General features: G+C 74.3%; 21 protein-coding genes. 5 read left to right on the forward strand and 16 right to left on the reverse strand.

Annotated elements, in window-relative coordinates:
* Positions 1-7: 7 nt before the first annotated feature.
* Positions 8-799, reverse strand: a complete 792-nt coding sequence (locus ABWI07_RS08570; protein WP_353818127.1) for a methyltransferase domain-containing protein — start codon at positions 797-799, stop codon at positions 8-10.
* A gap of 1 nt (position 800) precedes the next feature.
* Positions 801-1454: an OmpA family protein gene (locus ABWI07_RS08575; RefSeq protein WP_353818128.1), complete on the reverse strand. Its 654-nt coding sequence runs from the start codon at positions 1452-1454 to the stop codon at positions 801-803.
* A gap of 489 nt (positions 1455-1943) precedes the next feature.
* On the opposite strand from ABWI07_RS08575, the gene ABWI07_RS08580 reads away from it, so the two are divergent.
* Positions 1944-2990 carry a class I SAM-dependent methyltransferase gene (locus ABWI07_RS08580; RefSeq protein WP_353818129.1) on the forward strand — a complete coding sequence of 349 codons (1047 nt, stop codon included), beginning with the start codon at positions 1944-1946 and terminating at the stop codon, positions 2988-2990.
* Positions 2991-3020: 30 nt separating this feature from the next.
* Here ABWI07_RS08580 and ABWI07_RS08585 read toward each other — a convergent pair whose 3' ends face one another.
* Positions 3021-3683 (reverse strand): TetR/AcrR family transcriptional regulator, encoded by a 663-nt coding sequence (locus ABWI07_RS08585; protein ID WP_149261259.1) that lies wholly within the window; start codon positions 3681-3683, stop codon positions 3021-3023.
* A gap of 191 nt (positions 3684-3874) precedes the next feature.
* On the opposite strand from ABWI07_RS08585, the gene ABWI07_RS08590 reads away from it, so the two are divergent.
* Together ABWI07_RS08590 and ABWI07_RS08595 are read left to right on the forward strand one after the other, a co-directional pair.
* Positions 3875-5116, forward strand: a complete 1242-nt coding sequence (locus ABWI07_RS08590) for an oxygenase MpaB family protein (protein WP_149261097.1) — start codon at positions 3875-3877, stop codon at positions 5114-5116.
* Between the two features lie 278 nt (positions 5117-5394).
* The gene (locus ABWI07_RS08595) at positions 5395-5913 is read left to right on the forward strand and encodes a GNAT family N-acetyltransferase (RefSeq protein WP_353818130.1); all 519 of its coding nucleotides are present in this window, start codon (positions 5395-5397) and stop codon (positions 5911-5913) included.
* Between the two features lie 82 nt (positions 5914-5995).
* Here the strand turns inward: ABWI07_RS08595 and ABWI07_RS08600 are convergent, their stop codons facing one another.
* The 4 genes from ABWI07_RS08600 to ABWI07_RS08615 all read right to left on the reverse strand — a co-directional run bounded on the left by ABWI07_RS08600 (position 5996) and on the right by ABWI07_RS08615 (position 9573).
* Positions 5996-7441, reverse strand: a complete 1446-nt coding sequence (locus tag ABWI07_RS08600; RefSeq protein WP_353818131.1) for a M1 family metallopeptidase — start codon at positions 7439-7441, stop codon at positions 5996-5998.
* Positions 7442-7597: 156 nt separating this feature from the next.
* On the reverse strand, positions 7598-8791 hold the full coding sequence (locus ABWI07_RS08605; RefSeq protein ID WP_353818132.1) for an RNA polymerase sigma factor: 1194 nt from the start codon (positions 8789-8791) through the stop codon (positions 7598-7600).
* 13 nt (positions 8792-8804) lie between these two features.
* A complete protein-coding gene (locus tag ABWI07_RS08610; RefSeq protein WP_235036999.1) occupies positions 8805-9143 on the reverse strand; it encodes a YciI family protein in 339 nt (112 codons plus the stop codon).
* 31 nt (positions 9144-9174) lie between these two features.
* A complete protein-coding gene (locus ABWI07_RS08615; protein ID WP_353818133.1) occupies positions 9175-9573 on the reverse strand; it encodes a VOC family protein in 399 nt (132 codons plus the stop codon).
* A 153-nt stretch (positions 9574-9726) separates the two neighbouring features.
* Between ABWI07_RS08615 and ABWI07_RS08620 the strand changes: the two genes are divergently transcribed.
* Entirely contained in the window at positions 9727-10107 is a 381-nt protein-coding gene (locus ABWI07_RS08620) for a YchJ family protein (RefSeq protein ID WP_149261101.1), read from the forward strand.
* A 21-nt stretch (positions 10108-10128) separates the two neighbouring features.
* Here ABWI07_RS08620 and ABWI07_RS08625 read toward each other — a convergent pair whose 3' ends face one another.
* Entirely contained in the window at positions 10129-11403 is a 1275-nt protein-coding gene (locus ABWI07_RS08625; protein ID WP_353818134.1) for an MFS transporter, read from the reverse strand.
* A 60-nt stretch (positions 11404-11463) separates the two neighbouring features.
* On the opposite strand from ABWI07_RS08625, the gene ABWI07_RS08630 reads away from it, so the two are divergent.
* Entirely contained in the window at positions 11464-12651 is a 1188-nt protein-coding gene (locus tag ABWI07_RS08630) for an ROK family transcriptional regulator (RefSeq protein ID WP_353818135.1), read from the forward strand.
* Here the strand turns inward: ABWI07_RS08630 and ABWI07_RS08635 are convergent.
* From ABWI07_RS08635 to ABWI07_RS08670, 8 genes are all read right to left on the reverse strand, one after another.
* Positions 12648-13055 carry a cupin domain-containing protein gene (locus ABWI07_RS08635; RefSeq protein ID WP_149261103.1) on the reverse strand — a complete coding sequence of 136 codons (408 nt, stop codon included), beginning with the start codon at positions 13053-13055 and terminating at the stop codon, positions 12648-12650. The genes ABWI07_RS08630 and ABWI07_RS08635 overlap by 4 nt on opposite strands.
* Complete coding sequence (locus ABWI07_RS08640) at positions 13055-13876, reverse strand: phosphoenolpyruvate hydrolase family protein (protein ID WP_149261104.1); 822 nt, start codon at positions 13874-13876, stop codon at positions 13055-13057. Before ABWI07_RS08640 ends, ABWI07_RS08635 begins: the two co-directional genes overlap by 1 nt.
* The gene (locus ABWI07_RS08645) at positions 13873-15072 is read right to left on the reverse strand and encodes a Tm-1-like ATP-binding domain-containing protein (protein ID WP_353818136.1); all 1200 of its coding nucleotides are present in this window, start codon (positions 15070-15072) and stop codon (positions 13873-13875) included. The genes ABWI07_RS08640 and ABWI07_RS08645 overlap by 4 nt, the downstream gene beginning before the upstream one ends.
* Before the next feature lie 113 nt (positions 15073-15185).
* Positions 15186-15878: an ABC transporter ATP-binding protein gene (locus ABWI07_RS08650; RefSeq protein ID WP_149261106.1), complete on the reverse strand. Its 693-nt coding sequence runs from the start codon at positions 15876-15878 to the stop codon at positions 15186-15188.
* Positions 15878-16804: an ABC transporter ATP-binding protein gene (locus tag ABWI07_RS08655; protein WP_149261107.1), complete on the reverse strand. Its 927-nt coding sequence runs from the start codon at positions 16802-16804 to the stop codon at positions 15878-15880. Before ABWI07_RS08655 ends, ABWI07_RS08650 begins: the two co-directional genes overlap by 1 nt.
* Positions 16804-19380: a CRISPR-associated protein Cas5 gene (gene cas5, locus ABWI07_RS08660; RefSeq protein WP_353818137.1), complete on the reverse strand. Its 2577-nt coding sequence runs from the start codon at positions 19378-19380 to the stop codon at positions 16804-16806. The genes ABWI07_RS08655 and cas5 overlap by 1 nt, the downstream gene beginning before the upstream one ends.
* Positions 19377-22712, reverse strand: a complete 3336-nt coding sequence (locus tag ABWI07_RS08665; protein WP_353818138.1) for an FtsX-like permease family protein — start codon at positions 22710-22712, stop codon at positions 19377-19379. The genes cas5 and ABWI07_RS08665 overlap by 4 nt, the downstream gene beginning before the upstream one ends.
* Before the next feature lie 137 nt (positions 22713-22849).
* Complete coding sequence (locus ABWI07_RS08670) at positions 22850-26062, reverse strand: AfsR/SARP family transcriptional regulator (protein WP_353818139.1); 3213 nt, start codon at positions 26060-26062, stop codon at positions 22850-22852.
* Positions 26063-26099: the final 37 nt, after the last annotated feature.

The following is a 26099-nucleotide window of genomic DNA, read 5'->3' on the forward strand; positions in this document are numbered from 1 at the left end:
GACGCGGTCAACCGCCTTTGCGACAGCCAAGCGTGACGACGTACGGCGGGGTGAAGACGATGGCGTGCGGGGCCCTGAGCGCCGCGAGGCAGGAGCCCAGTTCGTCCGCCGTGAGGAGTCCGGCGGAGATGAGGCGCGGCCCCAGTTGCTCGATCGCGATCGGAACCAGCTCGCGTCCCGGCGAGCCGGGTCCGCCCGAGAAGCCGATCGCCTCGGCGCACACGTCGGTGAGCCCGGCCTCGGTGAACGCATGGCGCGCCTGGCCGCCCCACGCCAGGTCGACGCCGGCCTCGCTCAACACGGTCCGCAGGCCGTTCCATGCCTTGGCCACGAGCCCGGAGGCCTCCCGATAGGGCGCGGCCACGAGACTGAGCCGTCCCGAAAGGTCGTAGTCCTCGGTCACCAGCCAGCCGCCGGGACGCAGCGCCCGCGTCAGCCGCTCGACGACCGCACGCCGCTGCGGCAGATGCATCAGCAGAAGCCGTGCGTGGATCAGGTCGTAGTGCCCCTCGGGCAGCGGATCCTGGACGATGTCGTGGCGCCGCACCTGCACTCCGTCGGCGGCGCGCAGGTGGCCGATGTCGATATCGGTCGCCATCACGTGGCCGCGGGGCCCGCTCATGGCGGCCATCGCCCCGGCGACCGATCCGTTCCCGGCGCCGACCTCCAGGCACCGCCATCCCGGTCCGATCCCGGTCTTGCCCAGTGTCCGAGCGGTGGCCTCGTCGAAGGTCTCGGAGATGCACCGCAGCTGGCGTTCGATGAGATCGCTGCCTGCGAAAACGTAATTCGTGCTCATTTCATCGTCCTTGGAGAGGCACGTTGGGGATCTTTCCGAAGGGGCCGGCGTCGAGGGTGGCCCTGGTGGTGCCGCGGGGCGGGGCGGGGACGTACATGTAGGTGCGCTGCGGCAGGTCGGACTCGTCCAGGAGGAGGGTTCCGCTGAGGAAGGCGCCGGTGACGCCCTCGGTCGCGGTGCGCTCGGCCACCACCGGCCCGTCTCCGCCGCGGAACGGGGACGGCGGCCCTGTCTCTCCGCGCTTGGCGACGCCAGGCGTCCCGGTGGGGCGGTCGGCGCCCGCCGCCGTGCGGAGCGAGTAGGAGATCTCGACGCGCCGGTTGCGCGCGCGGCCCGCGGGGTTGTCGGCTCCGCCGGCGGTCGTCTCCTCGGCGATCGGCTCGTCGGCCGCCTTCCCGGCGACCTGGAAGCGGTGGTGCCGCCCGCCGGTCGCCTGTCGCAGCGCGTCGCGCACGGCGGCGGCGCGTCGCTCCGACAGGGACTGGTTGTAGGAGGGCGCTCCCCGGCCGTCGGTATGGGGACGGACGGCCGCGCGGCGCCGCTGACCACCGGTACCCCGGGCATCTCGGCCGTCGTCCCCGGCGTGAGCACGGTGACCCGGCGGGCACCGGGCGGCAGCGCGGGGAAGTACACGTGCGCCTCGTAGCGCACCCACGGTGCCAGTGGCGCGCTGTAGAAGCTGCCGAACGCCTCCCCGCTCTCATTGTCCTGACGCAGCGGGTGGTAGAGCCTGCGGCCGACCGGGTCCAGGAGGGAAAAGCCGCTGGAGCCTGGACCGCCTCCCGCCTGTCCGGGCGCCTGGCACGCCGCCGTCCCCGCGGCGAGAGCGCAGCCGAGCACGACCGCCGTCCAGTGCCTGGTCATGCTTCCTCCCGTCCGCGGAGCCGCGTCCGCCGGTACCGCAGCCAAGCGTCGGGTCCGCGGGCGCGTTGCCGCCATGGAGGACGGTGCGCGGTCCTTGGCGATCCGCGCACTCGCCGAAGACGCGGTGGCCACGGCCATCTCGTCCGCTCACCCAGGCATCCGGAAGTCCGGCCGCATTGGCGGCCAATGGATGTGCACTCGTGTCCAAGGGCGCGCCGGGCCGACTCGGCGAGACTCGACGTACCGAGGCCGTTCAGTCGACCGCCGTCAGGGGGAGAGCATGAGAATCGGAGTGATCCCGGACAGTCCTCAGGAGCGCCGAGCGCTGGAGGCGGGGCTGGCCCCGACGCCGCTGTTCGAGACGCAGTTCGCGTTCACCCTGGCACGGGTGGTGATGACCGCGACGCACCTGGGCGTCTTCGACGCTCTCGCGGGCGGCCCCGCCACGCTCGACGAGGTCGCCGAACGCTGCCGGACCCACCCGCGGGCCACCGGAAAGCTCCTCCTCGCGCTCGTCGGGGCCGGATACCTGCGGGCCGACCACGACACCTACTCGCTGACTCCGCAGGCAGGGACCTGGCTCCCGCGCCGCGGTCCGCGCTCCCTGGCCGACAAGCTGGAGTTCCAGTTCTACGAGTGGGACGTGATGGCGCACGCCGTGGAGTACGTGCGCACCGGCCGTCCGGTGGACGTCCACGAGCACTTGGACGACCTGGGGTGGGCGGCCTACCAGCGCGGTATGCGGGCGCTGGCGACCGTCCCCGCGCAGGAGGCGGCACGGCTGATCCCCGTTCCCGCGGGCGCCCGGGCCCTGCTGGACATCGGCGGCTCGCACGGGTACCACTCGGTGGCCCTGTGCCGGGAACATCCCGGGCTGTCCGCCGTGGTCCTCGACCTGCCCGAGGCGGTCGAACACGCGGCGCCGCTGCTCGCCGCCGAGGGGATGGGCGACCGCGTCGTGCATCGCGAGGGCGACGCTCTGCACGACGATCTCGGTACCGAGGACTACGACGTCGTGCTGCTGGCGAGCGTCGCGCACCATCTCACCGCCGAGCAGAACCGGATCCTGGCCGGACGCGCCGCCCGGGCGCTGCGGCCCGGCGGCGTCCACGCCGTCATCGAGCCCTTCCGCCTCGACCCCGCCGGCGAGGTCAGTCAGTTCGGCGCGCTCACCGACTTCTACTTCGGGCTGACGAGCCGCGCGGGCACATGGTCGCCCGACGAGATCGCCCAGTGGCAGCGGGACGCCGGTCTGGCGCCGGCCGCACCGGCCGTCCTCACCGGCACCGGGATCGGCCTTCAGACGGCCGTCAAGCGTCCCGGCTGACGGTGGCGGGCCGCCCCCGGCTCCTCGGGGTCAGGGGTGGTCGAGGCGGGGGGTTCCCGGTTCCAGCATGGGGACCAGGAAGCGGCGGGCCAGGGCGGCCAGCTGGTCTTCGTCGTCGAGGTCGATGATGTGGCTGGGGATCGCCAGGAGGGAGCCGGAGATCCGGACCATCATCTCGGCCACGTACTCGGTGTCGAGGTCGGCTGAGACGTTGCCGGCGCGCTGCTCGCGGCGGAGCTGGTCGGCGACGAACCGCCGGACGGTGGCGAGGGTCCGGCCGTCCCCGATCAGGGAGGGCAGCAGCAGGTCCGGTTCCGTGGCGATCAGGCCGCCGATCAGGGGGTTGCCCCGGATGGCGCGCAGCGAGCTCACGAAGCCCAGCACCACCCGGTCGGCGGCGGTCTCGGCCTGCTCGATCTCGACCAGGAACCGGTCGAAGTACCGGCGGAACTCCCGCCGCACCACCTGCTCCACCAGGGCGTCCTTGGTGGCGAAGCGCCGGTAGACCGTGATCCGCGAGACGCCGGCGCGCCGGGCCACGTCGTCCATCGTGGACCGCTGGATGCCCATCCGGCAGAACTGCGCGTAGGCCGCGTCGAGGACGCGCGACCGGGTCTCGTCCACGTCGTCGACCTGCTCGACGGCCTCGACGTAGACGCTCTCCAGCATCGACTCCGAGTCCGCGGACGTCATGAGGAACGACAGCACAGGTTCCACGATCCCCTCCCGAGGCCATTGATTCTGCCCGAATCGTTCACCTTCGTCACGAAGGGTCTTGTGACGAAGCCCACAGTGTGCTCTCATGATGTCGACGCTGATACGCAGAAGCGCAATGCGTTTCATTGTATCAGCCTGCCGCTCTCGGCTCCCGAGGAGGGAAAGGCATGGAACAACCCAGCAGACGCAACGTGCTGATGACGGGCGGGGTGCTCGGCGCGCTCGGCGCGCTGAGCGTCGCGACGCCCGCGCAGGCCAGGCCGCTGTGGACGTGGTCCCCCAAGGGATCGGTCGTGGGCGCCGGCAAGGGGGTCGACCCCCGGTGGGTGTGGGACGAGGAGGCCGACCCGCTCGTCGCCTCGCTGATCGACGACGGGGCCGTCCCCGAGGTCAACAAGCTGCTGAAGACCTGGACCAAGAACGGCCAGGCGCTGCCGAGCGGGCTGCCGAACGACCTGCGGCAGTTCATCGAGAAGGCCCGCCAGCCGCCCTCCTGGGCCGACCAGACGAAGCTCGCGACCGCGTTCAAGTTCAACCAGAAGCGCGGCACCTACCTCGGCGTCACCTACGGCTTCGCCAGCGGGATGATGAGCACGGCCATCCCGCACGAGGCGCGCGCGGTCTACTACTCCAAGGGCGGCGCGGACATGAAGGACCGCATCACCAAGACCGCCAAGCTCGGCTACGACATCGGCACCCGGAACGCCTTCCAGCCCGACGGCGAGATGATCGTCACCTGCGTCAAGACGCGGCTGGCCCACGCGGGCGTGCGCCACCTGCTGCCCCAGTCGACGTACTGGGACCAGGTCGCCGACGAGCAGATCCCGATCAGCCAGGCGGACATGATGGTCACCTGGCACAGCCTGCCCACGACGGTGATGAAGCAGCTCGCCAGGTGGAAGGTGCCGATCCCGGCCGACGAGTCCGCGGCGTTCCTGCACTCCTGGCAGCTGACCGCGCACATGCTCGGCATCCTGGACGAGTACATCCCCAACTCCTGGGACGAGGCCGACGCCCAGGCCGCGCAGGTCCTCGACCCGGTCCTCGCCCCCACCCCCGAGGGCATCAAGCTGGCCGACGTCCTGCTCCACCTCGGCGCGACCATCGACGGCGGGATCCTGACCACGCACATCCTCGGCGCGCTCACGCGCTACATGCTCGGCGACGAGATCGCCGGCTGGCTGAAGATCCCGCGGGAACCGGTGTGGGACCCGGCCTTCGCCGCGTTCTGGCCGACCTTCGTCGCCATCAAGGAGGGCCTGCTCAAGATCACGGACGCTCCCCCCGGGCTGCTGGAGATCTACTGGGCGTTCGACGAGATCATCCGCCTGGGCACCCTGCTCTTCCTGTCCGGAGGCGACCTTCCGATCAGCATCCAGATCCCCACCGCGAACAACCCGAACTACTGATCGGGATCGTCCGGTCCGCCGCGCGGGCCGACGGTCGCGCCCCGCCCCGAGGGCGAGAGGCGCCACGACGAGAACGGGCCCGGAACCCACCCCGATTCCGGGCCCGCGGTCGTGCCGGAGGCGGAGGGCGGCCCCCGGCGGACGCGGACGCGCCACGCGGAAGGTAATGGCGGTGGGCGGCGCCGTTACCGGTTGACGGCTCGTTTCTTGCGGATTTGGGACGCAGTTGTGGCGTTTGGTTGAAAATGGGGTCTATTTGCATCTGGCACACTGAGGGCGTGACGGTTAATGATCCGTTGATCCGGCTGGCGCGTCCGGGAGACGCGTCGGCTCTGGCGGAGTTGCAGCACATTCTGGATAACGAGACGGAGTTCATGCTCCTGGAGCCCGGCGAGCGGGAGCCCGACCTGGAGCCGCTGAAGCTGCGCCTGGCCGCCTGCGCCGAGGGACGCAACCTGTCGTACCTGGTCGTGGCGCTGGACGGGCCCGCGGCGGTGGGCTACGTCGACGTGGTGGTGCTCCCCTACGCCAGGGCCAAGCGCACCGGCCGCGTGATCGCCGGAGTGCGCTCGGGCCATCGCGGCCGGGGTCTGGGCGGAGCGCTGATGCGGACGGCGGTCCAGGAGGCGCGGACGCGCGGAATGCGACGCCTGGAACTCACCGTCATGGAGCAGAATCGCCACGCCCTGGCGCTTTACCTGAATTGCGGCTTTCAGGTAGAGGGGCTCCGGCGGGCGGCGCTGGACGTCCAGGGGCACCGGGTCAACGAGTACTACATGGGCCTGCTGCTGGACTGAGCCCGGAGCGGTACCGCGGGATCCGCCCGCGTGCCGGGAGGGCCGAGGGACCGGCAGGCGGGTTGCCGGCCCCAGGGCGGGATCACCAGTCCGCGGGTTTCCCGGGGCTGTGGAGCCAGACCTTGAAGAAGGCGTCCAGGTCCCGACCGGAGATCCTTTCGGCCAGGGCCTCGAACTCCCCGGTGCTGCCGTTGCCGTACCGCTTCTCGGCCACCCAGGTGCGCACGAGCCGCAGGAACGGCCCGTCACCGATCTTGTGCCGCAGGGCCTGGAGGGTCATCGCGCCGCGGAAGTAGATCGCGCGGTGGAACAGCTGGTCGCGGGTCGGGTCGGCGAGCACGACGTCCCAGAACGGGGGCCGGTCCGGCTGGATGGGCGGCGGGTTCTCGTAGGACTGCTCGAACGACAGCTGCGCGGACTGGCCGCCGTGCTTCTCCGCCCAGTACCACTCGACCCACTTCGCGAAGCCCTCGTTCAACCAGACGTCCTTCCAGTCGCGGACCGAGACGCTGTCGCCGAACCACTGGTGGCCCATCTCGTGCGCCACGCCCCGCTCGACGGGCGGGCTCTGGTAGGTGGGACGCGTCTGGGTCTCCAGCGCGTACTCGAGATTGAGCGGCGGCACGTTGTCGTTCTCGACGATGGAGCCGGTGCTGGTGAACGGGTAGTCGCCGAAGTAGCCGGCCAGCTCGTCGGTGACCCGCGTGGTGTGGCGCGGCGTGCTCAGCGCGTCGGGGTCGGAGGCGATGTCCGGGTCGACCGCGTCGAGCTGCGGGACGCCCTTGGGGGTGGTCGTCGTGGAGACGTTGAACCGTCCGATCGAGTTGGTCACCAGGTACGTCGCCATCGGCCGGTCCTCCCGCCACAGGAAGGTGTCCTTGCCGTGGGCGGTCCACTGCTTCACGAGGCGTCCGTTGCCGATCGCCTTGAGGCCCCGGGGGACGGTCGTCTCCAGCGTGACCAGCGCCTTGTCGCGCGGATGGTCGTTGGCCGGGAACCAGGTGGACGCGCCGTTGGGCTCGCCCATGACCGTCGCGCCGTCCCTGGTGGGGACGAACCCGTACGGGAGGTCGAAGATGATCGGGCCGCTCAGGACCTCCGGCACCCCGTCGTACCGGACGGTCACGGTGAACGCGCTCCGCTTCCGCAGCCCCTTCGGCGGGGTGATCTCCAGCTCGCGCTCGCCGGTGCGGTCGTAGGACGCCCTGCGGCCGTTCACGCTCACCGACCGCACGTTCATCTTGTAGAAGTCGAGGTTGAACCTGGAGAGGTTCTGGGTGGCGGTCGCCTTGATGGTGGTCGTGCCGGTGAGCTCGTCGGTGCCGGGGTCGTAGGCCGTCTTCAGGTGGTAGTGCGTGACGTCGTACCCGCCGTTGCCGAGGTAGGGGAAGTAGGGGTCGCCGATACCTGGGGCGCCCGGCTCGTACCGGACGTCGGCGCCCGCGGCGGGCGCGAACAGCCCGAGCGCGGCGGCGCCGGCCGCCGCGACCGCCAGCGGAAGCCGGCGGGCGGATCTGAGAGTCGCCATCGAGTCCCTCTCCGTCGAGGTCGGACGATCGCCTCCGCGGCGCTCCGGCCCCGGGGCGATCCGAACTTGATCATTTACGTGCCCGCCCGGGATGCCGGCCAAGCCTCACAAAACGATCTTGTCGGGCGGCCCCGCGCGCGGCGGCGGGGCAGGACGTCACGTCCAGCTGAGGCGTTCGGCGAGGAGGGCCTGCTGGGCCGGGTTCCCCGCCAGGGCGAGGGCCCGGCGGTCGGCTGTATGGGCCTCGAGGCGGCGGCCCAGGTCGCGCAGCAGTTCGGCGCGGACGGCGTGGAACAGGTGGTGGCCGTCGAGGGCCTCGGCGAGGGGCGCGAGCGCGTCCAGGGCGGCGGCCGGCCCCTGGACGTAGCGGACGGCGACGGCGCGGTGCAGCCGGACGATCGGCGTGTCCGTCATGCGCAGGAGCATGTCGTACAGGACGAGGATCTGCGTCCAGTCGGTGTCGTCCCACGTGGGGGCCTCGGCATGGCAGGCGACGATGGCGGCTTGGAGCTGGTACGGGCCGGGCCGTCTCATCGCGGCGGCGCGGGCGATGAGCCGGGAGGCCTCGGCGACGGCCTCGTGGTCCCAGGCGCCGCGGTCCTGGTCGCGCAGCGGGACGAGGTGGCCGCCGTCGAAGCGGGCGGCGGTGCGGGCCTGGTGGAGCCGGATGAGGGCGAGCAGGCCGAGGACCTCGGGCTCGCGCGGCATGAGCCAGGCGAGGCTTCCGGCCAGCCACTCGGCGTCCTCCGCGAGGTCGCGGGCGTGCGGGCGGTCGCCGCCGCTGGTCAGGTAGCCCTCGTTGAACAGCAGGTACACGACGGCGAGGACCTGGTTCACCCGCGCGTCGAGCTCGTCGTCCGACGGGATCCGGTACGGGATCCGCGCGTCGGTGATCTTGCGCTTGGCGCGGGTGATCCGCCGCGCGACGGTCGTCTCCGGGACCAGGAACGCGGCGGCGATCTGCCCGGTCGTCAGCCCGCACACGGTGCGCAGCGTGAGCGCGACCTGCGCGGCCACGGGCAGCGCGGGGTGGCAGCAGACGAAGACCAGCTTGAGCCGGTCGTCGGGCTCGCCCGGCACCGGCCACTGGAGCCGGGCGAGCTTGTCGCGGTAGTTGGCCTGGCGGCGCAGGAGGTCGATGCCGCGGCGCCGGGCGGTGGTGAGGAGCCAGGCGTCCGGATGGTCGGGGACGCCCTCCTCGGGCCAGCGCCTCAGGGCCGTCTCGACGGCGTCCTGCATGACGTCCTCGGCGGCGGCGAAGTCCCCGAGCGTCCGGATGAGGCACGCCGTCAGCCGGCCCGCGTGCTCGCGCACCACGCGGGCCAGCTCGGCGTGCGCCTCGTCGGTCACGGGATGCGGTCCCTCAGGTGATCGGACGGATCTCGACGACCGGGCAGGCGGGCCAGCCGCGGGCGATGGCGAGGACCTCGTCGAGGTCGGCGGCCTCGACCTCCGCGTAGCCGCTCACGACCTCCTTGCCCTCGACGAAGGGGCCGTCGGTGAGCAGCGGGTCCGGCCCGTCCAGGCGCAGGGTGGTGGCCGTGTGCGCGGGCTCCAGATGCGCGTGATGAGTGATCTGGGCCGAATGCCGGGCGAACCACTCCGCGACCCGCTCGTACGCCGCCTGGCGGTCGCCCTCGCTCATGGCGGCCAGCTCCTGGGCGTACTCCTCGGTCTCGACGAACATGAGAACGTACTTCACTTGCGTCTTCCCCTCCGTCGGGGTCGGCCGGTCAGCCGGCGGGCAGGGTCGCGTACAGGTCGATCCCGTTGCCGTCCGGGTCGAGGACGGTGGCGTACCGCATCCCCCAGAACGCGTCCCACGGCTCCTTGACCCCGGTGTACCCCGCCTCGGTCAGCTCGGCGTACTTGGCGTCCACCTCCTCGGGGGCCGCGGCCTGGAACGCGAGGAAGTTCCGTGCGCCGCCGGACGGCCTCGTCCAGCCAGGCAGGGTGGGGACCCGGAACGCCTCGGTGTCGAGCATGATGTGCAGCCCGCCGGGCAGGTCGCAGCCCGCGTGGTCGGGGTAGGCGGAGTCGACCTTGAACTCCAGGCCGAGCCGGCGGTAGAAGGCGATGGCGGCGTCCATGTCGGACACCACGATGTCGATCGTGTTCATCGTCAGGTCCACGACGTGCTCCTCCGTGTCGTTGGAACGGCTCTCTTCACCTCCTAGACGATCGGCAGACGGCTCGATACGACACCTCCACGAGGATCTGGGCTCAGACGGGCACGGCGATCAGGGTGGCCGCGCGGGTGCCGTTCCGCAAGGCAGAATCGGGGGGTGGCGAAGAGATGTCCCTGCGGTGTCGGCCCCCGGTATCGGGACTGCTGCGGGCCGTTGCACCGGGGCGAGGAGACGGCGGCGACGGCGGAGCGGCTGATGCGGTCGCGGTTCAGCGCGTTCGCGGTGGAGGACGAGGCGTACCTGCTGGCGACCTGGCATCCGGCGACCCGTCCGGAGCGGATCGGTTTCGAGGACGGCATGCGCTGGACGGAACTGGAGATCGTCCGCACCGAGGGCGGCGGCCCCGACGACGACAAGGGCGTCGTGGAATTCCGCGCCCATTACCTGGCGGGCACGGAGCCCGGGGAATTGCATGAGGTCAGCCGGTTCGTGCGCCATGACGGCGCGTGGGTCTACGTCCGCGGCAAAGTGACCTGACATTCCGCCGCGCGGGCGTGGTCACGACACCGGTCCCGTTCTGAGCCGCCGCCCGCAGCGGGCCAGCAGCGCCAGCAGCAGGACGGGCGCGACGAACACGGCGGCGCGCAGGGTGGTGAGGTCGGCGAGGGCTCCGAGCACGAGCGGGGCTACGCCGATCGCCACCCCGGACGCGAGCGCGCACCGCGCCGCGGCCCGCGCAGGCTCGGACGGGCGCGCGGCGAGGGCCTGCCCCAGGATCACCGGGTAGAGCAGCGCCACCCCGAGCCCCGTCACCACCAGCCCGGCGACCGCGACCGGCGCGGGCGACGTCCACAGCACCGCGAAGCCTCCGATCCCGACGGCCGCCGCGAGCGCGAGCAGCCGGTCGGGCCGTCCCCCGCGGCGGACGACCGGGCCCGCGACCGCCCGCCCGGCGGCCATCCCGAGCACGAACCCCGCCGACAACGTGGCCGCGGCCCCCGAGCCCAGCCCCTTGGCGCTCCCGAGGAAGTCCGCCGCCCAGAACACCATGCAGAACTCGACCCCCACGGCCAGGACGAGATCGACCCACCGCCCCCAGAACCCCGTCCCGCCTCGTCCGGCACCTGCGGACTCGGCGTCGGCAGGCCCGGCGCCGGTGGGCCCGACTTCCGCAGGCCGGGCATCGGTCGGCTGGGCACCGGCGGCGGCGCCGACGGGCGCGCTGCGCGGGGGCAGGGCGGGTGCCAGGTCAACCCCGGCGGGGATGCGGTGCGGGCGGACGAGCACGAGGAGGGCGGCGGCCGCGAGGAGGGGCGGGGCGGCGAAGGCGGTGCGCCAGCCGAGGCCGTGGGCCAGGGCGGCGCCGATGAGGATCGGGGAGAGCACGGACGCGGCGCTGGAGACCGCGTTGGCCTCCCCGATCTGGATCGTTCCATCGCCGCGGTGCGCGGCGCGCAGCGCGGTCGGGACGAGTTGGACGAGCCCCGCGCCGCCGAGGCCGAGGACCAGGGCTCCGGCGGCCGTGCCGAGGCGTCCGCCGGAGGCGGCCAGCAGCGCGGCGCCGCCGACGAGCGCGGCCAGGGCGACGGGGATCCCGGCGCGCCCGAGCCGCTCCGCCGCGCGGTGCCCGGTCAGCCCCACGACCACCAGCCCGAGGGCGAAGGCGGAGGGGTAGAGGGCGGCCTCGGTGCGCGGCAGGCCGCGTTCCTCCCGCAGTTCGGGAAGGATCGCGCCGAGCGCGGTGAGCAGGTACCCGAGGCATCCGAAGGCGGCGTACAGCCCGAGCGTCCCGGCCGTCCGACCGGCGAGCGGACCCGCACCGGCAGGCTTCATCGCGCCTCCTCTATTAAACTCGTGGTACGAGGATAAGTCGCACGGGCCAGGATGTCACCCATGGAGCGGATGACCGCGCACTCGGCGCGCGCGCTGCGCAGCCAGGGGGTCCTGGCCGTGCTCCGGTACGTGCACGCGCACCCGTCCGCGAAGCGCGCGGAGGCGGCGCGGGCGCTGGGGCTGAGCAGCGGGTCCGCGACCGAGATCATCGGACGGTTGAAGGCGGCCCGCCTGGTGGACGAGGTCCACGCGCCGACCGGCGGGCGCGGCCGCCCCTCCCCGGCGCTCGTCGCCCACCGGGACGGCCCGCTCGTGTGCGTCGTCGACATCAGCCACGAGCGCTGGCGGGCGGGCTGCGTCGAGCTGGGCGGGCGCGTCGTCGCGGAGGAGGCCGGCGGCCACTCCGGCACCCCGGACGTCCTCGGGACGCTCGGCGACCGCGTGTCGGCCCTGCACGCCCGTTACGGCCGCCGGCTCCGCGCCGTCTCCGCCTGCGTCGCGGGCACGGTCAGCGGTACGACGGTCGTCCAGGCGTCCGGGATGGGCTGGCGGGACGTGGACCTCGAACCGCTCCGGCCGCCCGGGATCCCCCTGCTCGTCGGCAACGACGCCTCGCTCGCCGGGCTGGCCGAGGCGAGGCGAGGCGCGGGCGCGGGGACGCGGGTCGTCCTGCACCTGACGGTCGAGGTCGGGGTCGGGGGCATCCTCGTCGTGGACGGACGGCCGGTGGACGGCGCCACGGGCGCGGGCGGCGAGTTCGGCCACATGCCGTTCGGCGACCCGTCGCTCCGCTGCCCCTGCGGCGCCGACGGCTGCTGGGACCTGGAGGTCGACGGGCGCGCCATGGCCCGCGCGCTCGGCCGCCCCGAACCGCGTGACCCGCGCACGGCGGCCGGACAGGTGATCGCCGCCGCGGCGTCCGACCCCGCCGCCCGCGCGGCCGTCGAGACCGCCGCGCACGCGCTGGGGCGGGGCGTCGGCGCCCTCGCCAACGCCCTGGACCCCGGCGTGGTCACGCTCTCCGGCCTGGCCACCGAGCTGGCCGGGACGGCGCCCGCCGCCCTGGAGGCCGGCTACGCCTCCGCCCTGATGCGCTACCGCCGGCCGGCGCCGCCGCCCGTCCTGTCCTCGACGCTCGGCCGGCAGGGGCCCCTCACCGGAGCCGCCGACGCCGCCTTCGACGCCCTCCTCACCGAGGACGGCCTCGACGCCTGGTCGCGCGCCTGGTCACTTCGCAAAACGCCTTAGGCCTGGCGCCACTCCGGGATGGCGCCGGCCTCGTGGAGGCAGAAGTCGGGCGCGCCTTCGAGGGCCTTCTCCTCGCCGCCCGGCGTGTAGGTGACGATGAGGCGCAGGGGGCGCCACGTCATGTTGTAGGTGGAGTGCCAGACGCCCTTGGGGATGTGGACCGCGTCGCCCTCGCGGATCACGAACGGCTCGCCGTCGTCCACCATCTGCGCGGCCTCGCCGGAGATCACGTAGATGACCTCCTCGGCGTTCGGGTGGTTGTGGCGCGCGTGCCCCTTGCCGGGGTTGACGATCACCTCGCCCAGCGTGCTGCCCGCCCCGGGCACCGCGGACGGGGTGACGAACCACTTGATCGACCCCCAGTCGAAGGTCATGGTCGTCACGTCACCGGGGTTCCTCAGCATCAGATCTCCAGGTTCTTGAAGGACGCCACCTGTGCGGTGATCGCCTTCTCGGTCGGCAGGCGCTCGACGGAGGAGGCGCCGAAGAAGCCGACGACGCCCTCCGTCCGGGACAGCACGTAAGCGGCGTCGTCGGGCTCGGCGATGGGGCCGCCGTGGCACAGCACGAGGACGTCGGGACGGACGGCGGCCGCCGCGTCCCGCATGGCCTGCACGCGCTCGACCGCCTCATCCAGCGTCAGGGCCGTCCCGGCGCCGATGCTGCCCTTGGTGGTGAGGCCGACGTGCGGGACGAGCACGTCGGCGCCGGCCTCGGCCATCGCCCGCGCCTGGTCCTCGTCGAACACGTACGGGGCGGTGACCAGGCCGCGCTCGTGCGCGAGCCGCACCATCTCGACCTCCAGCTCGTACCCCATGCCGGTCTCTTCGAGGTTCTGCCGGAAGACGCCGTCGTAGAGCCCGACCGTCGGGAAGTTCTGCACGCCCGCGAAGCCCATGGCCTTGAGCCGGTCGAGGAAGACCGGCATCACCCGGAACGGGTCGGTGCCGCACACCCCCGCCAGCACGGGCGTGTCCCGGACGACGGGCAGCACCTCCGACGCCATCTCCACCACGATCTGGTTGGCGTCGCCGTAGGGCAGCAGGCCGGCCAGCGACCCGCGTCCGGCCATCCGGTAGCGGCCCGAGTTGTAGATGATGATCAGGTCGACGCCGCCCGCCTCGGCGCACTTGGCGGACAGGCCGGTGCCCGCCCCCGCGCCGATGACGGGCCTGCCCTCCTCGACGGTGTTCCGCAGCCGGAACAGGACGGTCTCGCGGTTCACTGCGCGCCCTCCGAGATCAGCCGGTGCAGCCGGTCGGCCATCGCACGGCCGAACTCCGGGTCGTTGATGTTCAAGTCGAGCCTCTCCGTCTCCACGGCCCCCTCCATGGCCGCGAAGCACGCCTCGTCGGCCTCCGGGTCGTGGAAGGGCATGCCGGGCGCGTCCAGCGCCGAGACGCCTCCGAGCGGGACGAACAGGACGGTCGGCCCGGTCGCGGCCGCCAGCTTGGCCGCCACCCTCCGGCCGAGCTCGGCCATCTCCTCCGGCGTCGTCCGCATGAGCGTCACAGTCGGGTTGTGGACGTACAGGTTCCGGTCCGCGAACCGCTCGGGGACGGTGCCGCGCGGCCCGAAGTTGACCATGTCCAGGGCTCCGGGCGCCACGACCTGCGGCACCCCGTGCCGCCCCGCCGCCGTGAGCCGGTCGGGCCCGGCCGACAGGACGCCGCCCACCAGGTCGTCCGCCAGTTCGGTCGTGGTGAGGTCGAGGACCCCGGCCAGCAGCCCGCTGTCCACGAGCCCCTCCAGCGCGCGCCCTCCGGCGCCCGTCGCGTGGAAGACGAGGACCTCGTAGCCCAGCTCGTCCAGCCGCTCCCGCGCCGCGTCCACCGCCGGGGTCGTCACCCCGAACATGGACGCCCCGACGAGGGGCCGCTCCTCCGCCGCGGGCTCCGGGGCCGCGTGCGCCTTCGCCATCCCGGCCGCCGCCGCGGCGGCGTTCCCGAGGATCAGCCGCGACACCCGGTTCACGCCCGCGATGTCGACGACGCTGTAGGTGAGCGTGACGTCCTTGGCGCCCACGTAGGGCGAGACGTCCCCGGACGCCATCGTCGACACGATCAGCTTGGGCAGCCCGATGGGCAGGTCGCGGACGGCGCGCGCCGCGATCGACGATCCGCCGCTGCCGCCGACCGCAAGCACGGCGTCCACCCGCCCCAGCGCGGCGAGGACGATCGCCGCGCCCTCTCCCATCGCCGTGACGGCCGCGCCCCGGTCGCCCGCGTCCCGCAGGGCCTGGAGCGACGTGCCCCCGGCCTCCGCGACCTCCTCGGCGGAGACGTCGGCCTCCACGTCGGAGGGCCCGACACCCACGTCCACAAGGACGGTGTCGCAGCCCAGTCTCCGCACCCGCTCGCGGAGCCACACGTACTCCGCGCCCTTCGTGTCGAGCGTCCCCAGCAGCACAACGGTCGCCATCAAGCCTCCCATCCCCGATACCGATTCCCCCGCCGATCACTTGGCAAGCCTGTCTCTCCAGGCGGCCCGCGATCAGCGGAGCGGGAGGAAGGCCCCGGCCCCGGCGGCGGCGGTCAGGCGGGGACGGGGGTCTCGGTGACGGCGCCGTCCTCCAGGGTCAGGACGCGGTCGGCTTCCGCGAGCAGGGACTGGTCGTGCGTCGCCACCAGGACGGTCACGCCTTCGCTGGCGGCGACCGCGCGGAACAGCGGCATGATCGCGGCGGCGGTCTCGGAGTCGAGCTGGCCCGTGGGCTCGTCGGCGAGGAGGAGGCGGGGGCGGTTGGCGAGGGCGCGGGCGATCGCCACGCGCTGGCGCTGGCCGCCGGAGAGCTCGTTCGGGCGCTGCAGCGCGTGGTCGGCCAGGCCTACGAGGGCGAGCAGGACGCGGACCCGCTCGTCGCGCTCGGCGGCGGGCGTGCGGGCGAGGCGCAGCGGGACCTCGACGTTCTCGGCGGCCGACAGGACGGGGATCAGGCCGTGCGACTGGAACACGTAGCCGATGTCGTCGCGGCGCAGGGCGAGGAGGTCGTCCTCGGAGAGCGCGCCGACGTCGCGCCCGTCGACGCGGACGGTGCCGCCGTCCGGGCTGTCGAGCCCGCCGATCAGGTTGAGGAGGGTCGTCTTGCCGGAGCCCGAGCGGCCCTTCATGGCGACGATCTCGCCGGGCGCGATGGTGAAGGACGCGCCGCGCAGCGCCGGCACCTCGATCTTGCCCGTCCGGTAGGTCCGGACCAGGTCCTCCACGGCCACCATCGGCGTGGTCATCAGCTCTCCTCCCGGTCCGGCCAGACGCCGACGTGGTCGCTTTCCAGGGCGAGGCGGACGCGGTCGCGCAGGTCCAGCGCCTCGGTGAACCCCTTGGGCAGCTGGACGCGGCCGACGCGGTCGAGGAGGGCGTACTCCTCCACGACGCGGGTCCCGTCGTCCTCGGAGCGGCGGCGCACCTCGACGCTGGTGCGGCCGTCGCGGATGCCGATGGTCCGGTCGACGCGCTCGGACACCTGCGCGTCGTGGGTGACGACCACGGTGGTGGTGCCGAGCTCCTCGTTGACGCGGCGGAGCGCGGCGAACACCCCGGCGGCGGTGGCGGTGTCGAGCTCGCCGGTCGGCTCGTCCGCCAGCACGACCTGGGGTTCGTTGGCCACGGCGACGGCGATCGCGATGCGCTGCTGCTCGCCGCCGGACAGCTCCGCCGGGCGGCGGCTCGCGCAGTCGCCGACGTCGAGCATGCCGAGCAGCTCGGCGGCGCGGGTGGCGCGCTCGCGGCGCGACCGCCCCGCGAACCGCATGGGCAGCTCGACGTTCTGCGCGGCGGTCAGGTACGGCAGGAGGTTGCGGGACGTCTGCTGCCAGATGAACCCGACCTTCTCGCGCCGGAACTCCAGCCGCTCCTTGGACGCCATGGTGAGCAGGTCCGAGCCGGCGACGCGGGCGACGCCGGCGGTCGGCACGTCCAGGCCGGACAGGATGTTCAGCAGCGTCGACTTCCCCGAGCCGGACGCGCCCACGATGGCCACGAGCTCGCCGGGATCGATCAGCAGGTCCAGTCCCTGCAGGGCGACGACCTCGATGCCGTCGGTCTTGTAGATGCGCACCAGGTTGTCGCAGACGATGTGGGCGCCCTCGCCGTAGACGGGCCCGCGCTCGGCGGCGCGGCGCTCCAGTTCGGCGAGATCGGTCGTTTCGGTCATCACTCCACCGTTCTCAGGGCGTTGCCAGGGTCGGTGTCGAAGGCGCGGTCGACGGCGATGGCGGCGGCCGCGGCCAGCAGGAGCGCGCCGAGCAGCCCGAGCAGCGCCGGGATCCCCGGGACGTGCGCGGTGACGGCGAAGCCGCCGGTGTAGGGGCGCAGGTCCACGACCGGCCCGGTGATCTCCGGGAGCATCAGGCCGAGCACCCAGCCGGCGCCGACCGCGCACAGCAGGACGGGCGCGAGCTCCACGAGGGCGAGGCCCCGGCTCTGCCGGCGGCTCAGCCCGAGCGCGCGCAGGTGGGCGACCATCCGGCCGCGGGCCCGGGCGCCCACGATGAGCACGAGCAGGACGGCGAGCAGCCCGTACACGCCGCCCGCCAGGGCGCCTTCCAGGAAGGTGTCGTGGACGACCGACACCAGCGGCAGGCCCGTCATCTCCCGCAGCACCTGATGCCGCAGCACGATGTCGTCCCCCGGGGCCGCGGCCCGCAGCGCCTTGACGTCGATGTGGTCGCCTGTGACGAAGACGTGGGACGGGAAGCCCGTCGCATTGGCGACCGTCTTGTAAGGGACGATGACGAAGGCGCTGTTCTTCTCCTGCCCGGGGAAGCGCTCGATCTGGCGGGACGGCTTGACGGTCACCGGGTCCATGCCCGCGCGGCTGAGCGTCACGGTGCCCGAGCCGAGGGTGCGGGCGGCCAGGGGCGACACCAGCGCGCCCGTGCCGGTGTCCGGGATGCCGGGCACCTCTGGGGCGAGCCTCCGGTAGGCGTCGAGGTCCACGCCGACCACGGTCACCGGCGCCGGGTCGGTGGCGGACGAGGCCCGGGTGATGACCCGGACCCGTACGGCGCCGGTGACGCCGCGCACCGCGCGGATGCGGCGGAGGCCGGCCTCGTCCAGGGACGCCGCCTCGACCCGCGCCTCGGCGCCGACCTCGGCCCAGGAGGCGCGCTCCTGCCCGATCCGCAGTGCGGTGTCCACGGTGGAGGTGAAGCCGGCGATGGTCGCGGCCAGCAGCAGGACGGCCAGCGGCAGCGCCCCGACGAGCTTCTGCCGGGAGGCGCGGGCGACGCCGATGAACGCGACGGCCCCGGTCCGCCGCCGCAGCAGCGGCCCGGCCGCCCGCAGCAGGTACGGGTAGGCGCGCAGCACGAGCACGCCGAGCGCCGCGCCGAGCAGGGCGGGGACGGCGGCGACCAGCGGGTCGGTGCCGGCGGACGCGCCGCGCTCGCGCAGCAGCACGACGCCGATCACCGCGAGCACCACCAGCAGGCCGTCCATGACGAGCCGCCGCCGGGACAGCCGCGCCGCGACGAGGTCGTCGCGGCGTTCGGCGACCGAGCCGAGCCCGCCGCCGCGTTCCCGCAGGACCATGACCGCCGAGACGCCGAGCACGGCCAGGACGAGCAGTCCGATCGCGACCAGCGAGGACGGCTGCGGCGGACCGGCGTCCAGCAGCCGTCCCGCCGCGTACCCGAGCAGGGCGGCCGGGACGGCGGCGAGCGCGGTCAGCCCGCAGGCGGGCGCGGCGAGCTGGCGCAGCGACGCGCCGCGGGCCCGCATCACGCCGAGGATCGGGCGGAGCCGCTCGCCGAGCAGCCCGGCGGCGAGCAGCAGCAGCCCGGCGGCCACGGCGACGAGACCGCCGAAGGCGAGTCCGACGACGGACTGGGCGGTGTGGAGCCGGGCGATGAACTCCTTCAGCCGGTTGTCCAGGGCGGTGGAGACCTCGCAGGGGAAGAGGTCGGCGCGCCCTTCGACGGCGGAGCGGAAGGCGTCGAGGTCGCGGACCATGACCCGGGTCTGCTCCGCGCTGACCGCGCCGGTGCGGACCGGGAAGCGCCAGTCGTAGGTCAGCTTCAGGCGCGGGTCGCGCGTGAGGCGCGAGTACGCGAAGGCGTCGATCAGCGCCGTGCCCGCGTCGGCCTCGATGGTGCTGTTGGGCAGGTACTCGATGGTCGGGTGCAGGATCCGGGCGCGCGGCCGCCAGAACTGGTCGGTGGCGTCCGCCGGCTCGTACAGACCGACGATGCGGACGCTCATGCCGCCGAGATCGATCCGGTCGCCGAGCTTGTAGCCGAGCTGGTCGGCGTACTTCTTGGCGACCGCCACGCTCATGTCGCCGCCGGTCTGCCCGGGCTTGTTGAAGGGGTAGCGGCCGGAGACGAAGCGGATGCGCCGCCAGGCGCCCGGCTCGAAGCCGAGGTAGAGGATCCTCGGGCGGCGGAAGTCGCCTTCGACGCGGTCGCCCGGGGAGGTGACCGACGACTCGGGCTCGCCGGTGACCTCGGCGAGGGAGCGGGGCAGCCGGTCCCGCCAGGCGAGGGCGTTGGAGCTCAGGGCCGCCTCGCCGGGGACGGCGGCGAAGGCGCCGGCGCCGCCCGCCTCCCCCTTCACGTGGACGTCGGCGCCGGTGTCGGCGCCGACGGCGGCGGCCGCGGCGCGGTCGTACCCGGCGGTCGTCCGGGACGGGACGGCGACGGCGAGCAGCGCCGACACCAGCATCAGCACGGCCAGCGCGGTGATCGGCGTCCACTGCGCGCGGACGAGCCGCATCCCGGCACTCCTCATCGGTCCTCCCCCACGCGCAGCCCGGCGCCGAGGTTCCGGCGCCGCAGCGTCCGGATGACCGGCGCGAGCACGAGCCCGAGCGCCACCGCCACCCCGCCGGCCACGGCCAGCACCACGGGCCACTGGACGACCAGCGCGGCGGGCGGGTACGGCTCGGCGGCCTGCACGCTGAGCACGACGTGCGGGACGACGAGCCGCGCCACGACCAGGCCGAGGACCGTCCCGCCGAGCAGGCCGAGCCCGACCAGGTACGCCTGCTCGATCGCGAGCATCCCGGCGACCTGCCTGGGCGGCACCCCGAGCGCCCGCAGCACCGCGAACTCCCGGTAGCGCTCGCCGGCGGTCACCGCCGCGTTCACCACGAACGCGATGACGGCGAACGCCAGCGCCGCGGCGAAGCCGAGGACGAGCGCGCCCTGGAGCGCCGCGCCCAGCGGGGCGTCGCGGAGCCGGGAGCGCGTCTCGACGCGGTCGGCCGCGACCTCGCCCCAGGCGGGATGGCGGGCCAGTTCCCGGACGGCCGGGGCGGTGCGGCCGCCGCGCGCCGACGCCCACCACTCCCGCGGTGTGATGGTCTCGCCGCCCGAACCGTCCACGGCGAGCCGCGCCTGGGTGAGGGTCGGCAGGTCGACCAGGACGCCCGGCCTGCCGGGCGGCACGCTCGGCAGCGCGGGCGCGATGCCCGCGACCTTGACGGGCTGGTCGCCGTCGATGGTGTTCACGGTGACGGTGCCGCCGACGCCGACCTTGGCGCGGCTCGCCATCTCCTTGGTGACGACGCCCGGCACGACCGGCAGCAGGTCGGTGTTCTTGATGTCGTGCGAGGGCGGGGCGCCCGTGCCGAGCATCGCGTGGACGGCCGTTCCGGTCGCGTAGCCGTAGAAGCCCTGGCGGTCGAGGGTGGGCGACGAGGGGATCGTGAGGGTCGCCAGCGCGTCCTCGGTCTCCTTGGCGGTCGTCCTGATCGGATGCTCCAGGTCCTGCGGTCCGGCGAACGCGTCCCAGCGGGCCCCTGCGGGGAGGGTCGCCCGGCCGGTGCCCTCGCCGGCGATGCTCCGCAGCTCAAGGTCGAGCCTGCCCGAGATCTTGTTGTCGTCGTAGTTGAAGTGGACGCCGCGGACCGACAGGGGGAAGGACGGCACCCCGTCCTGCCCCGCGAGCTGGGCGGTGTCCAGGGCGACGGTGTGCTCGTCGCCGTCCGCGTCGATGCCGGGCAGGGTCACCTGCCGGGTGAGCCCGTTGGCGTCGACGATGCTCACCACGAACTTGTAGCCCTTCCAGAGCGGCGGCACGTAGTCGGGGGGCACTTCGGGCTCCGGGCCGGAGCGGCTGAGGCGCAGGTCGAACAGCAGCCGCTTCGGCGTGCCGGGGACGGTCAGCGCCGGGACGGCGGGACGCGCCCGCGCCAGCTCGTCCAGCCGCAGGTCGTCCCGCAGCCCGGGGCCGACGCGCAGCAGCGGGCCGAGCTTCCTCGCGTCGACGCCGAGCAGCGTGGCGGGTTCGGTGCCGAGGTCGGCGTCCATGCGCAGGACCCCGCTCGCGGCCGAGACGCCCGGCAGCGCCGCGAACCGCCCGGCCTGCCCGAGCGGTTCCGGGGCCGCCTCCCGGGGCGAGACGGCCAGCCGCAGGTCGGCGCCGCTCTGGAAGTCGGCCTGGTCGGTCTGCGACCGCCGCCAGGTCGCCATCGTCGTGACCGACAGCACGCCGACGGCCATCGCCATCACCAGCAGGAGGACCGGGCCGGTGTAGCGGAGCTGGCGCCGCCCGACCTGCCGGGTGCCGAGGACGGCCACGAGCCCGCGGCTGCGGGTCGTGGCCCGTTCGGCCACCCGGGTGACCGCGGGCACGAGGCGCAGCAGCAGCACCCCTCCGGCGAGCAGGGCCAGGGCGGGGCCGGAGACGATGAACGGGTCGATGCCGCCCGTGCCGTCCCCTCCGCCGGCGCCGTCCGCGCCGTACCGGGTGAGCTGCCAGATCGCGAGCCCGGCGACGAGCAGCAGGGCGATGTCGGTGCCCGAGCCGCGCAGGCCGCCGCGGCCAGGCCGCCCGATGCCGGCCTGGGCCTCCACGAACGTCCGGTTCGCGCCCCGCAGCGTCGGGACGGTCAGCACGACGGCGCAGGCCAGCGCCGTGAGCACCGAGACGGTCCACAGCGGCACGAGCGGCCCGGCGTCCAGCCGCAGCCCCGAGTCCCGCACCGCCGGGGCGTGCCCGGCCAGGCGCAGCAGCGGCCCGGCCAGCAGCGGGCCGAACAGCGCGGCGGGCAGCACGATCAGCAGGCCCTCGACGAGGCCGAGCCGGGCGAGCTGGCGCATGCCGAGGCCGCGGGTGCGCAGCAGCGCGACCTCGCCGCGCCGGTGGTCGGCGAGCAGCCGCGCCACCAGCAGCCACGCGCAGCCCGCCAGCAGGATGAGCTGGATCACCGGGATGAGCATGGTGGACCGCGCCACCTGGAGCGCGATCCGCAGCTGCGCGGTCAGGTCGGGCAGGTCGGTCGCGACGCTGAACTGCGCGCCCTCGCCCGCCTTCCTGAACGCGTCGCCGCTCGCGGCCACCCGGTCGCCGAGGGGCCCGAGCTCGCCGGCCTCGACGCCGCGCAGGTCGGGCATGACGGTGAAGCGGGCCTCGGAGCCGGTGCCGGTGAAGCGGGCGGCGAACACCTGCGGCGGCACCACGAACGGCCCGTAGGTCGTGTAGTCGAGCCGTTCGACGCCGGTCGTGACGAGCTTGTCCTCCTGCCAGAAGTAGTCCTGCGGGTCGGGGACCTCGAACACCCCGACGACGCGCACCTTCACGACCGACTTCTTGTCGACGCGCCCGTGCAGCGTGAGGACGTCGTCCACGCCGGCGTGCATCGCGCGGGCGGCCGCGCCGGGCAGGGCCGCCTCGACCTCCCCCGAGCCGGAGCCCGAGGCCGCGCCGGGCCAGCGCCCCTCGGTGAGCCGCGCGTGCTTCTCGATCCCGGTGTAAGTCTCGAACGCGGTCAGGTCGGGATGGTCGCTCTTCTCCTGGCCCGGGAGCGTGTAGGAGTCGCTGCGGAGGCTCATCGAGACCGTCAGCGGGACGTCCCGGTAGATCTGCTTGAGCGCCCGGTCGACCTGGCCCTGGACCTTGGGGAGGCCGTTCGCCGGGACGTGCGTGCCGAGCGTCGTCCCGACGGACTCGAACGTCGCGTCGGCCAGCGTGCGGCGCAGGCCCTCGCGGGTCACCGACCCGGTGTAGCCGACCAGGGCGGCGAGCACGGTCGTGGCGAACAGCGCGGTCGCGCAGGCGGCCAGCACCAGCGTCCGATCGCCGATGATCCGGCTGAGCACCAACCCCCGTCGTCCCACGAAGGGTCATGATCATTGGGTGTGAGGGGCGCCACAAGGGGCCGTGACACTTCCGCGACCTTTCGCAACCCTCTTGCAATAAGTGGCGGTCGCTTGCGCCTCCCCTACCCCTGGAGGCACTACCGCACCGCCCCGGCCTAGCGCTCCGCCCACACGGAGGCGCCCTCGGGCGGGACGGTCTCCGCGCGGCGCATGATCTCCACCGGGTCGAGGTCCGCGCCGGCGGCGAACGCGTCCGGCCCGGCCGCGTCCCCGATCCGCGCGGCGGCCCGGTCGACGTCGTCCTGCTCGACGGGTCCGGGCGGCAGGCCGGCCGCCTCCCGGACGGCCGCCGCCTTCCCGAGGGCCCGCGCCGCGTCCGCGTGCCGTCCGGCGAGGGTCAGCGCCCCGGCCAGCCCCTCCAGGGCGCCCGCCAGGTCGCGCGGCGCCGCCAGCCTGATCGCGACGGCCAGCGCGTCCCGCTGGTACCGCATGGCCGAGACCGCGTCGCCGCGCGCCTCCGCCACCCGCCCCAGCCCCGTCTGGACCAGCGTCAGGTACAGCGGCGGGACCTCCTCCGGCGGGGCCGCCGCCAACAGGCGCCGCAGCCGGTCCTCGGCGTCGTCGAGCCGCCCCTCGCGCTGCGCCACCAGCCCGAGGCCGATGTCGGCGAACGTGACCGCGGGCGCGAACCCCTGCTCCACGGCGACCCGGTGCGCCCGCCCGAACAGCCTCCGCGCGGCATCGTGGTCGCGGCGCAGGTAGGCGATCCAGCCGCGCCACGCCATCCGGACGGCGACGTCCGGCCACATCCGCAGCTCCTCGGCCATCCGCTGCCCGTCGAGCTGGAGGCGCTCGGCACGGTCGTAGTCCCCGGTCAGCTCCGCCAGACCGGCGAGCCACTGCATCGCCTGGAGGCGGCCCCAGCGGTCGCCGGCCTCGCCGAACAGCACGGCGGCCCGTTCGGCGTCGCGTTCCAGCGCGGCGGGGTCGCCGCGGGCGTGGTCGTGCATGGCGCGCTGGACCAGCGCCGCCGCCTCGCCCCACCGGTCGCCGGTCGCGCGGAACCCCGCCAGCGCCTCCTCCAGCATCGCGGCGCCCGCGCCGGCGTCGTCCAGCTCGGCCCACACGAACGTCAGGAACCAGCGCGCCCACGCCTTCAGGCCGTCGTCGTCCGTGTCGTCCACGAGTTCAAGGGCCTCGTCGCGGCGGGCCTTCCAGTCGCCGGGGACGCCCTTGAGCACGGCCATCCCCGCCCGCCACGTCAGCGCCCGGGCCCGGACGGCGGGCGAGCCGCCGTCCCGCGCGAGGGCCGCCTCCAGCGACCGCAGCGCCTCGGTCAGCCTGCCGCGCAGGAACCAGTACCAGGCGAGCGCGTTGACCAGCCGCAGCGCCTCGTCGGCCGTCCCGGCGGCGTCCAGCGCGGCGCGCAGGTTCGCCGACTCGGTGTCGAGCGCCGCCAGCCAGCGCGACTGCTCCGGCCCGGTCAGCCGGGCCGCGGCGCGTTCGGCGAAGTCGAGGTAGTGACGGCCGTGCGCGTCCCGGGTGGGCCGCGCCTCCCCCGCCTCCGCGAGCCGCTCGGCCGCGTACGCGGCGACGGACTCCAGCAGCCGGTACCGGAGGCCCTCGCCCGGACGCTCCGTCATCACGACCAGCGAGCGGTCGACCAGACGGACCAGCAGGTCGAGGACCTCCGCCTCCGGGACGTCCCCGCCCGCGCACACCGCCTCGGCCGAGTCGGCGGTGCAGCCGTCGGCGTGCACCGACAGGCGGCGCAGCACGGCCCGCTCGGGGCCGGTCAGCAGGTCCCAGCTCCAGTCGATCACGGCGGTGAGCGTGCGCTGCCGGGCCGGGGCGCCGCGGTGCCCCGACGACAGCAGCCGGAACCGGTCGTCGATCCGTTCGACGAGGCCCTCGACCCCGAGCGCCCGCACCCTGGTCGCGGCCAGTTCGAGGGCGAGCGGGATGCCGTCCAGCCTGCGGCACAGCTCCCCGACCCGCCCGGCCGTGTCCGCGTCCAGCTTGAACCCCCGCGAGGCCGCCCCGGCCCGCGCCGCGAACAGCCGGACCGCGCTGGAGGCGGCCGGGTCGTCACCGCGGCCTGGGACGTCCAGCGGCGGGACGGCCCACACGACCTCGCCGGGCAGGCCGAGCGGCTCCCGGCTCGTCGCCAGCACGCGCACCCCGGGAACCCTGCGCAGCAGCCGGTCGGCCAGCTCGGCCGCCTGCTCGACCACGTGCTCGCAGTTGTCCAGGACGAGCAGCAGCCGGCGGGCGCCGAGCGCCGCCGCCAGCCGGTCGAGCGCCGCGGCCGGCGCGCCCGGCGCGTCCCGGATGTCGAGGATCGCCGTCACGACCTCCGCGAGGTCGGGCACGGTCGAGCGCTCCAGGCCCGCCAGCTCCGCCATCCACACGCCGTCGCCGAACTCGTCCGCGAGCCCGGCCGCCGTCTCGATCGCCAGGCGCGTCTTGCCCACCCCGCCCGGGCCGGTCAGCGTGACCAGCCGGTCGGTGCCGATCCTCGTCCGGATCTCCCGGACGGCGCCGTCGCGCCCGATCAGCTCGGTGGGCGGGACGGGCAGGTTCGAGCGCGGACCGGCCGGCGGCGGGGCGACGGGCGCGTCGAGCCCGGGATCCTGCCGCAGGATCGCGCGCTGGAGGTCGGCCAGCTCGGAGCCGGGGTCGAGGCCCAGCTCGTCGGCGAGCAGGACCCGGTACCGCTCGTAGGCCTCCAGCGCCTCGTTCTGCCGTCCGGCCCGGTAGAGGGCCCGCATGTGCGCGGCCCGCAGCCGCTCGCGCAGCGGATGCTCCTCGACCGCGCCGCCGAGCTCGCCCGCCAGCGCCCCGTGCTCCCCGAGCGCCAGCCGCACCTCGGCGTGCTCCTCCAGCGCGGTCAGCCGGAGCTCCTCGAGCCTGGCCGCCGCCGCCCGGGTGAACTCCTCGTCGCGGAAGTCGGCGAGCGCGGGGCCCCGCCACCGCCCGAGCGCGTCGGCCAGCAGCGCCGCCTTCTCCTTCGGCTCCGCCGCCGCGCGCGCCCGCTCGACCAGCGCCTGGAAGCACCGGGCGTCCACCCGCTCGCCGGCCGCGCCCAGCAGGTATCCGGCCGGCCGCGACTCCACCAGCGCCCGCGCGCCGGGCTCGGCGTCCTCCAGGACCCGGCGCAGCTGCGACACCTTCGCCGACAGCGCGCCCATCGGGTTCCCGGGCGGCGCGTCGCCCCACAGATCGTCGATCAGCCGGTCGGCGGGCACCGGACGGCCCTCGTGCACGAGCAGGTCCGCCAGCAGCGCCCGCACCTTCAGACCCGGCACGGGGACGAGCCCGCCGTCGTCGGTCCAGACCGCGAGCGGTCCGAGCACCCCGAAACGCATCTTCCGACCCTAATGTGAATCCGTGAGCGGAGGGCAC

The organism is Actinomadura sp. NPDC000600, assembly GCF_040492135.1.
In the GTDB taxonomy this organism is placed as follows: domain Bacteria; phylum Actinomycetota; class Actinomycetes; order Streptosporangiales; family Streptosporangiaceae; genus Spirillospora.